This is a genomic window from Acerihabitans arboris (assembly GCF_010131535.1).
GTDB lineage: Bacteria > Pseudomonadota > Gammaproteobacteria > Enterobacterales > Enterobacteriaceae > Acerihabitans > Acerihabitans arboris.
In genome coordinates, this window is record NZ_WUBS01000034.1 from 1 (window position 1) to 8675 (window position 8675).

The 8675-nt window shown below is 56.6% G+C and carries 11 protein-coding genes and 3 pseudogenes; 9 read left to right on the forward strand and 5 right to left on the reverse strand.

Annotated features, from left to right (window positions below; translation table 11 throughout):
* Positions 1 to 124: 124 nt before the first annotated feature.
* The 3 genes and pseudogenes from GRH90_RS26445 to GRH90_RS25425 form a co-directional block, all read right to left on the reverse strand.
* Positions 125 to 412 (reverse strand): annotated as a pseudogene (locus GRH90_RS26445) (transposase); the annotation flags it as partial.
* Position 413: 1 nt separating this feature from the next.
* Positions 414 to 932 (reverse strand): hypothetical protein, encoded by a 519-nt coding sequence (locus GRH90_RS25420; RefSeq protein ID WP_178113372.1) that lies wholly within the window; start codon positions 930 to 932, stop codon positions 414 to 416.
* 470 nt (positions 933 to 1402) lie between these two features.
* The gene (locus GRH90_RS25425) at positions 1403 to 1720 is read right to left on the reverse strand and encodes a Clp protease/crotonase-like domain-containing protein (RefSeq protein WP_162368762.1); all 318 of its coding nucleotides are present in this window, start codon (positions 1718 to 1720) and stop codon (positions 1403 to 1405) included.
* 171 nt (positions 1721 to 1891) lie between these two features.
* On the opposite strand from GRH90_RS25425, the pseudogene GRH90_RS26580 reads away from it, so the two are divergent.
* The 4 genes and pseudogenes from GRH90_RS26580 to GRH90_RS25440 all read left to right on the forward strand — a co-directional run.
* Positions 1892 to 2263 (forward strand): annotated as a pseudogene (locus tag GRH90_RS26580) (cupin domain-containing protein); the annotation flags it as partial.
* Between the two features lie 21 nt (positions 2264 to 2284).
* Entirely contained in the window at positions 2285 to 2608 is a 324-nt protein-coding gene (locus tag GRH90_RS26585; RefSeq protein WP_281352803.1) for a helix-turn-helix transcriptional regulator, read from the forward strand.
* Between the two features lie 166 nt (positions 2609 to 2774).
* Positions 2775 to 2900 (forward strand): annotated as a pseudogene (locus tag GRH90_RS25435) (type II toxin -antitoxin system TacA 1-like antitoxin); the annotation flags it as partial.
* An 18-nt stretch (positions 2901 to 2918) separates the two neighbouring features.
* The gene (locus GRH90_RS25440) at positions 2919 to 3305 is read left to right on the forward strand and encodes a GNAT family N-acetyltransferase (protein WP_162368771.1); all 387 of its coding nucleotides are present in this window, start codon (positions 2919 to 2921) and stop codon (positions 3303 to 3305) included.
* Positions 3306 to 3455: 150 nt separating this feature from the next.
* On the opposite strand, the gene GRH90_RS25445 is transcribed toward GRH90_RS25440, so the two are convergent.
* Both GRH90_RS25445 and GRH90_RS25450 read right to left on the reverse strand, forming a co-directional pair.
* Positions 3456 to 4256 carry a (S)-acetoin forming diacetyl reductase gene (locus tag GRH90_RS25445; RefSeq protein ID WP_162368765.1) on the reverse strand — a complete coding sequence of 267 codons (801 nt, stop codon included), beginning with the start codon at positions 4254 to 4256 and terminating at the stop codon, positions 3456 to 3458.
* Positions 4257 to 4511: 255 nt separating this feature from the next.
* The gene (locus tag GRH90_RS25450; RefSeq protein WP_312857223.1) at positions 4512 to 5069 is read right to left on the reverse strand and encodes a winged helix-turn-helix transcriptional regulator; all 558 of its coding nucleotides are present in this window, start codon (positions 5067 to 5069) and stop codon (positions 4512 to 4514) included.
* Between the two features lie 31 nt (positions 5070 to 5100).
* Between GRH90_RS25450 and GRH90_RS25455 the strand changes: the two genes are divergently transcribed.
* The 5 genes from GRH90_RS25455 to GRH90_RS25475 all read left to right on the forward strand — a co-directional run bounded on the left by GRH90_RS25455 (position 5101) and on the right by GRH90_RS25475 (position 8521).
* Positions 5101 to 5736 carry an NADPH-dependent F420 reductase gene (locus tag GRH90_RS25455; RefSeq protein ID WP_162368766.1) on the forward strand — a complete coding sequence of 212 codons (636 nt, stop codon included), beginning with the start codon at positions 5101 to 5103 and terminating at the stop codon, positions 5734 to 5736.
* A gap of 48 nt (positions 5737 to 5784) precedes the next feature.
* Entirely contained in the window at positions 5785 to 6723 is a 939-nt protein-coding gene (locus tag GRH90_RS25460; RefSeq protein WP_162368767.1) for an SDR family oxidoreductase, read from the forward strand.
* Between the two features lie 75 nt (positions 6724 to 6798).
* The gene (locus tag GRH90_RS25465) at positions 6799 to 7440 is read left to right on the forward strand and encodes an NADPH-dependent F420 reductase (RefSeq protein ID WP_178113373.1); all 642 of its coding nucleotides are present in this window, start codon (positions 6799 to 6801) and stop codon (positions 7438 to 7440) included.
* Positions 7437 to 7850 (forward strand): nuclear transport factor 2 family protein, encoded by a 414-nt coding sequence (locus tag GRH90_RS25470; protein ID WP_162368768.1) that lies wholly within the window; start codon positions 7437 to 7439, stop codon positions 7848 to 7850. The genes GRH90_RS25465 and GRH90_RS25470 overlap by 4 nt, the downstream gene beginning before the upstream one ends.
* 71 nt (positions 7851 to 7921) lie before the next feature.
* Entirely contained in the window at positions 7922 to 8521 is a 600-nt protein-coding gene (locus GRH90_RS25475) for an NADPH-dependent F420 reductase (RefSeq protein WP_162368769.1), read from the forward strand.
* The last annotated feature ends 154 nt before the right edge of the window (positions 8522 to 8675 follow it).

An 8675-nucleotide genomic window follows, 5' to 3' on the forward strand; every position in this document is an offset into this window, starting at 1 on the left:
GATGGTCCTCTCTGCTTAACATGGCGCTTCCTTTTTCGGTGTAGGAACCTTAAAGAAAGACCATGTTGGGTGGAGTGGACAACTTTTCCGATGAATTACGACCTTATATCAGCGATGCCGACAGTTCAGGATAAAGCCCTTTGCGACGGCAGTATTCGCTCAGTTCGGCTTCACGAAGTGTGGCGGTTTCAACGATGACGGCAAAGCGGGTTTCTGTCGACCAAAGGTCTGTGGTTTTGTTGGCTCCGGGCACCGGTTTTCCCTCCAGTTTGGCTTGGATTCGCCAATGATAAAGGGTAGCTTCCTATATCCCTTCCTGTTGTGCAAGTGCGGTGACGGTCATGTTGCAAGGAGGATATTGATCATGTAAGAATGTAACGGTGGACTGATTCGAGGATTTTGGACACTCCAATTTATCTAAAGCTCCATTGTACGCTCACGACAAATACTGAAGGAATGATTATTCCACTTTCAATACCGAAGTTGTCTGTGAAATTGTATTGAATAGCATGATAAATATAGGGTGAAAACCCTATTCCAGTCACTTTCTTAAAATTGTTATAGGAACCATGATCACCGCAGTGACTAAACGCGTCAAAAAAGAATTCGCCTGTATAACCATATACCCCCTTAAGAACCCAGTGTGAATCACCAGATATCCAGTCTCTTCTCAGTCCGATTGCTATACAGCGATCGCCAAAACTGTTGTTCATCGTTCCAAGCAATGCACTATATTTGGACTCTTCCGAGAATTTCCGCTCTACAGAAAAAAATTTATTATCAAAAAACTCATTATATTGCCCGTAGTTACCCGTCAGGTGATACACAAACGAACCGGTATTGGCGGAGTATAAGTCAATTTCTCTGGCATGAGTGCCGGCGGCGGCTAATAGTATAAAAAAACATAAAGCTTTGCTTAAGTTTTTAAACATTTTAATAATCTCTTTGATTATAAAAATTATACTTTTATCTGAAAGTAACGCGGTAAATATCCATGGGCGAGCAGTAATTCTGGAGGAATTATCCTAATATAGAGTTCAAATTTATACAGAAAAAAGCTTATCACGTAAATCAGATTTTGTTGAGACTACCCGGCAGCAAAACTTCTGCCGGCCGTTGGTTAACTACCTCCCGCTTGCGGTCAGCATATTCCTCCGGCCGGTATCTGGTTCCCAATGGCAAATAGCGGCACAGCATTGTGTTATAAATGCTTCGGTAATCCCTCATTTGGGTTGTCCCCAAAACAAACGCTTTAATATAATCGAAAATATTGGCCCTGGCCAAATCACGAGCCGTGTCAAACCACTCTTGTGTCTGCCTTTTTTCAGAATGCAGAACAAGGGTACCGCCTTGAATCTATCCGCGGTAAATCCGCCGCCCGACGGGCGGTTAAGCGTTTTGTTCAGCCGAGCGGCGAACCGGCGCCTGGCGAGAGGGTCTGGACCTCGACCCGCCTGATCTGCGACATGTCGAAGCCGGCCATGACCTGCGCGAAGCCCGGACTCGCCATGTAGGCCCGGATGGCCTGTCCGGGGTCGGTGCCTTCAGTGAAGCGGAGCAGGGCTACCACTTCGCAGGCGTTCTCCGCAACCGTGAAAAAGCCTTCGGTGGCGATGTCTAGTGCGCCGAGGCTGGCGACGTGGGCGCGCCAGATTGCCAGGTAAGCGATGGTGGCGTCTTCGGATGCCAGAAAGTAATGACGCAGATGGTAAATAGCCATTGGACGATCCTTGATGTATGGGAAGTTTTTGACGAGCGACGCACGATATAGCGCGTCAGGATGTCGCGTGGAGATGCTTCCACACCGCGCCGTAGGTGCCAAGCTCGCTGAAGCCGCCATCGGCGGCAAGGTCGATGCCGGTGATGAAGCTGGCGGCCCGGTGCCGATCCGCTCCCGTTGCGGGAACATGACTTCGCCTTCGTATGTACATCCACGGCCTTTACGCTTGCCTTCGATCCCAGCGCGGAGCCGGTCGACAGCGATCAAATTATCGCGGCAACCGGACTCTTGCGCATGAGCCTCGGCGACGACGGGGCCGGAAAGCCCGCAATTGTCCGCGGTGGACGGTTCGTCTTCGACACCGCCAACGAGGCTCTCCCGATGGGCATGCTTCCGCAAGTCATAAAGTTGAATGCGGGTGAGCCACGATCTCCGGGACAGTTGAAGGCGCTGCTCACGATGAATGAGGAGGAAAGCAGGTCGCAAAACCTGGGGAGCCAATTCTTCGTCGGGCGCCTTATGGAACTGATCTTGCTCGAAGCGCTGCGAAGGGTTGCGATCGATATGGATCCGCAGCAGACCGGGCTGCTGGCAGGACTGGCTGACCCGAAGGTAGCGCTCGCTGTTACCTTAATTCACGAAAAGCCGTCGCATCCATGGTCCGTGAATTCGCTGGCCCGCCTCCGCGGCCTTTCGCGATCCGGCTTCGCCCATCGGTTCAGCTCCATCATGGGTATCGGCGTCATCGAGTATCTTCAGCAGTGGAGGATGGCGCTGGCGAAGGATGCGCTCCGGTCGGGCGCATCCACGATAGGCGAGATTGCCTTACAGGTCGGGTTTCAGTCCTCAAGCGCCTTCAGCTCGGCGTTCAGCCGGATCGTCGGTTGATCCCCCAAGCGGTTCCGTGAGGGCGACTCACTCTGACCCGGCTAGGGGATTCCTGTCGATCTCGCCTTGCCGTTCGATATTGACCTGACGATATGGCCGGGCTTTCATGGCCCGGCTATTTTTCAACATGATTTTTCTCCAGAGACAGACACAAGACGATGACATAATGACAGCGAAGAATCGCGTTTCTGTCAAACGCGAGACATTTACTTTACTGATTAAATCCGCCGAGCGCGATCTTATCGATCGTGCGGCGAAGGCTAAAGGTAAACGCTGTACTGATTTTGTGCTGTAGGCCGCGCGCGGGCATATTCTCTCCTCATTTTGTTGCGGCGTGGATTCTATGGACAACTGGCTGAAACCGCGGGCGATGAAAAATCAGCTAACCGGCGCCTCCCGAACGTTCGTCTGCTGTGACGGCTCGCAGGTGATGGTGTATTACTCGTTGGCGTCCAGTGCCGTGATGACAAATGCCGCGCCTGGACGTTTTCACCGCAATATGCCTGATCCGATTCCGGTGGTAGTGCCGGGCCGTTGGGCATTAGATAAATTATTGCACGTTCAGGGCGTCGGGCGGACACTGGCGCGGGATGCCTGGCTACAGGTGGCGGAAACTATCGGTATTCGTGGGATGTTGGTTCATGCGCTGTCTGATGAGGCGCGGGAACTTTACCTGCGGGTTGGGTTTGAGCCTTAGCCGATTGACCCAATGATGCTGGTGGTGACGTTGGTAGCTGTCAACTTCGTTGATAGCTAACGGGTTTCTGACGTAAACCGTCGCGGCCCGCTTCCGCGCACCCACCCCACCTGTTAGCGTGCAGGCGCGCTTTTATTTATAGAAAGACTATTAGTTGAATACCATGCCGCCATCAATTATCAGCGCTTGTCCGGTCATATAGTCTGAGTCGGGTCCCGACAGATAAGATACACAGGCCGCCACGTCTTCCGGCTCGGATATCCGGCCCAGCGCGACCGTTTTTGCCCACTGCTGCAGACCCCACTCCAGCGACTGCTTATTTTCATCGGCGACTTTCTTGGCGATGTTCTCCATCATCGGCGTACGCACAATACCCGGGCAATAGGCGTTGACGGTGACGCCGAGTTTAGCCAGGTCGCGGGCGGCCGTTTGGGTAATTCCCCGGACGGCAAACTTGGTTGCGCCATAGACTGCAAGGTCAGGGTTGCCTACCTGTCCCGCCTGGGATGAGGCATTGATTATCTTGCCGACGATCTCGCCCGGTTTGGCGGGTTTTCTGGCTTTAAAGTGTTTAAGGGCGGCTTGGATACCCCAATAGACGCCACCCACATTAACGTCAAAAACCTTATGGTAGATTTCTGGCGTTATATCCTCAAGAGGAGTCGTTGGGCCTAAACCTGCATTATTGATCATTACATCGAGCCGGCCGAACTTTGCCACCACCTGGTCGACAGCGGATATGACATCCTCTCGCTTCGACACATCCACAAACACGGCCAAGGCTTTGCCGCCGGCTGCCTCAATCAATGCCACCGTCTCCTTCGCTGTACCAGTGTTAAAGTCCAGGCTGCCGATAGCAAAGCCATCGTTAGCCAAGCGCAGGGCGATGGCTCTGCCAATGCCCTGACCGGCTCCAGTAACAACCGCGACTTTCTTGCTTGAATCAACCATTATATTCTCCTTGGTCACTGATTTTCACATGAAGCCGTTTAACAACGGGCTTCCGATATTTAGGCGTAGCAGAATAAGTGGCTTTTAATTGGAATAAGTTATTATCAGACACATAATGGTTGCGTATTTTTCACTTAATTACAGGTGGAAATACCGTTGCTCGTGACTGTATAGCGCTTACGCCAACCTTACAATATCACTAGTAGTGGCCGCTATTGATACAGTCGTAATAACATTAAGTGTTACTCATGAAACTCACACGTTGCCATCGGGGAATATACATCCGCCATTGCGAACCAGTGCCTTCACCTCTTCGCTCACTTGCACGGGATGCTGACTGATTCTCGCAATGAACTCCTTTTGACCCCGGACGTACGACTTCGCATCGTGCCGCGCGCTCCACAGGACAATGCTCAGCACGATGGGAATGAGGTCCAGGCCCTTCTCGGTCAGCGTGTAGAAGTCCTTGCGCCCGTCATCGGGGCTGGGCGCCCGCGACAAAATTCCCCGCATCTCGAGAAACGCAAGGCGGGAAGCAAGAACATTGGTCGCGATTCCCTCTTCCGATTTCAGGAACGCGCCATACGTCTTCTTGCCAGCAAAAACGATGTCGCGAATGATCAAGAGCGACCACCGGTCGCCGAAGATCTCCACGCCGTAGTTCACTGCGCAATGGGACCGAAAGTCTTCTTTAGTCGTCGTCTTCATGGCCGGATTATAACATAGCTTGCGTGTCGCAAGTAAAATTTCAGCATTTAACTTGCTTTTTACAAGTGAAAACGACAATATGGCCTGCATGCTGAGCGCGGTCACCGAATCGCGCCGGCCACGAGGAAGGAAACACATGAGCACTATTAGTATCATCGGATCGGGTGGCATGGCCGCAGCGATCGCCGGCCTTGCCGCCAAGGCCGGACACAGCGTCGAGGTGATGAGCCGCAACGCAGCCAAGGCGCAGGCGCTGGCCGAGCGGGTCGGCGCCGGTGCGACGACAGGCACGTTCGGCGCCGCACCGGCCGGGGATATTGTCATCCTGGCGGTTCCGTACTCCGCCGTTCTGGACGTCGTGAAGCAATACGGTGACAAGCTTGCAGGCAAGCTCCTGGTCGACATCACCAACCCCGTCGCCGCCGACCTCACAAGCTTTGTGACACCTGGCGACAGCTTCGGCGCGCAGGAGATCGCCAGGGCCGCTCCCGCCGACGCGGTGATCGTCAAGGCATTCAACACCCTGTTCTCCCACGTCCTGGCTGCCGGCTCATTCCAGGGGCGCTCGCTAGACGTCTTCATCGCGGGCGACGACGCGCGGGCGAAGGGGCATGTCGCGGTATTCATCGAGAGTCTCGGACTCCGCCCGATGGATATCGGACTGCTGCCCATGGCGCGGACGCTGGAACACGTCTGCCTGCTGTCGCTGGGCCTGCTCGCCCACGCCATCAAGCACACCAACTTTTCAATCGGGGTCAGCCTTCCTGGCTGAGCCCACCCGAAGCACTATTTTTTCATCTCGCTTACAAGGAACAGCAACATGCGCGTTTTAGTTACTGGAGGAACCGGCCATATCGGTTCGTACATCATCCCTGAACTGATCGCGGCCGGACACGAAGTTACCGGCCTGGCCCGCTCGGACAAGGCCGCAGATGCGGTGGCCGCACTTGGCGCCAAGGCGCGGCGCGGGGATATTTCCGACCTCGAGGGGCTCAAGGCGGCGGCGGCGGACGCCGACGGCGTCATTCACGTCGCCCACAGGCAAGACCTGCTTCCCTCTGGCGGGATCGACGCCGTGGCCGCTGCGGAACTCCAGATCATGCTCGCGTACGGCGAGGCGCTGGCTGGAAGCGGCAAGCCGCTGGTCGTGTCGGGGAGCATCGGCGCGCCCGGGTGGGAAAAGCTGGGCCGGCCGGCCACCGAGGAAGACCCGTCACTTCCCGGCGGCGATGCGTACAAGGGAACCCTGCGGGTTCGTAACGTCGTCGATCTCGCCGTCATCGGCCTCGCCGAGCGGGGCGTGCGGTCGTCGATCGTGCGGATTCCTACAATCGCGCACAGCATGACCGACGTCGCCTTCCTGCCATTGTTGATCGGGCTGGCGAAGGAAAAGGGCGTCATCGGTTACCCGGGAGAAGGCGCGAACCTGTGGCCGGCCGTACACGCCCGAGACCTCGCCATCTTGTTCCGCCTGGCGCTGGAGAAGGGTGAGGCGGGCAAATATTGGCATGGGGTCGAGAGTGAGGGCATCCCGTTCCGCGCCATAGCCGAGGCCATTGGCAGCCGCCTGAACGTGCCGGCCGTGAGCATTCCCGCGGACGTGCTGATGCTGCCGGGCTACTTTGGCTTCCTGGCAAACCTGGTCACGCTCGATCTCCCAGCATCGAACCTCATCACCCGGCAGGTCCTGGGCTGGGAACCCACTCAGCCCGGCCTGTTCGCCGATATGGACAACGGCCACTATTTCCCGGCCGCCTGACGCGCGCTGTATTACCGGGGCGATGCCCCGGTAATAATACATGACGAGCAACCTGCTAACTGACGAGGAAACAATATGAGCACTCCCATCAGCACCATCAGCATCATCGGCGCCGGCGGCATGGCCACGGCAATCGCGGGCCGTACCATCAAGGCTGGGCACACAGTCGAGGTGATCGGCCGCGACCAGTCCAAGGCGCAGGCGTTTGCCGATAAGCTTGGCGCTGGCGCGACCACCGGGACGTACGGCGCCGCGCCAAAGGGCGACATCGTCATCCTCGCCGTGCCATACGGCAGTGCAGCGTCGGTGGTAGCCGATTTCGGGGCGGCGCTGGGCGGCAAGGTGATCATCGACATCACCAACCCGGTCGCCCCAGATCTCTCGGGCCTCGTGCCCCCCAGCGGCAGTTCCGGTGCGCAGGAGACTGCCAGAGGCCTCCCCGCCGGTGCGCATGTCGTGAAAGCGTTCAACACTCTCTTCGGCCCCGTGCTTGCCAAGGGTGGTCGGCTCGACGCGTTCATCGCAGGCGACGATGGAGAAGCCAAGGCCCGCGTTGCGACTTTCCTCGGGAGTCTCGGCCTGCGGCCTTTGGATATCGGTGCCCTGCACATGGCCCAGACGCTCGAATCGCTTGGCCTCTTGATGATCGGCCTGGCAAAAAACGGCGCCGGCACGTTCGATATTGCCATGCACGTCGATATCGGATTGGCGCGATGAGCACGCAAGGGAACGCGCAGATCGTGAAGGAACTATTTGCAGCAATGGGCTGCGGCGATCTGCAAGGTGTGCTGGCGTTGACGGCTGACGATGTCGAGTGGGTCATTCCGGGCGAGTGGCCGCTGGCCGGTACGCACCGCGGGCATGCGGGGTTGGCTGATTTTTTTCAGAAGGCCGCTGACATGGTGGAAACTTCCATTTCTGCGCCCCTCGAATTTATCGCGCAGGCCGACCGCGTCCTGATCGTGGGTTTGAGCACGGGAAAAATCAAGGCCACGAACAAGGCGTTCGAGGACCATTTTGTCTTCGCCATGACGGTGCGAGATGGCAAGGTGACGCACATCCGGGAGTATATCGACACGCTGGCACTGGCACGGGCGGCCGGGATGGCGGCTGCAAACCTTGGCTGACCCGGTCATGACGGCCAGCGCGGTCGCCGTCGACGGCGGCCTGACTTAAATCTAACAAACAAGGAGTATTGATGACTTATGCAATTATCGGCTTCGGCAAACTTGGCCAGGCGCTGGCCAAAGCCTTCGCCCGCAGCGGCATCGACGTATCGGTTGCTACCACGCGCGACCCGGAAAGTTTTGCTGCCGGTGCTGCCGCAATCGGACCCACGGTCATTCCCGCGACACTGGCGCAAGCCATCAAGGCGGACATCATCTTTTTGGCCGTCCGTTACGAATCGCACCCGGATGTCGCGAAGGCGTTGCCGACCTGGCAGGGAAAGACCATCGTCGATGTGACCAATGCCTACGGCGTGCCAGCTGAGGAACTGAAAGGACAGGCTTCAGCCACGGTCGTCGCGCAGGCCTTCACGGGTGGAAAAGTAGTCAAGGGTTTCAACCATCTGGGCGCTCCCGTTCTTGGCCAGGATCCGGCCGTCCATGGTGGCAAGAGGGTTGTGTTCCTCGCGAGCGACGACGACAGCGCAGCAGCAGGGATAGCTGCACTGGCGGAAAAGCTCGGGTTTGCGCCAATCAAACTTGGCGCTCTTGCGGAAGGCGGACTGCTAGTGCAGGCGCGCAGTAATACCTGGGGTCAACTGATCTTCAAGGACCTGGTCAAGTTCGACTAATGATGCGGGAGCGCACATGTCGATGCGATCCTGTGTAAGTATCCCGTATAACAGAGCCAGTTACTTTTAGAGATCTTCCGGCATAATGAAGATGCCAACGAGGAGATCACTATGCGCAAAGCCCGTTTTACCGAGCACCAGATCCTGGCCGTTA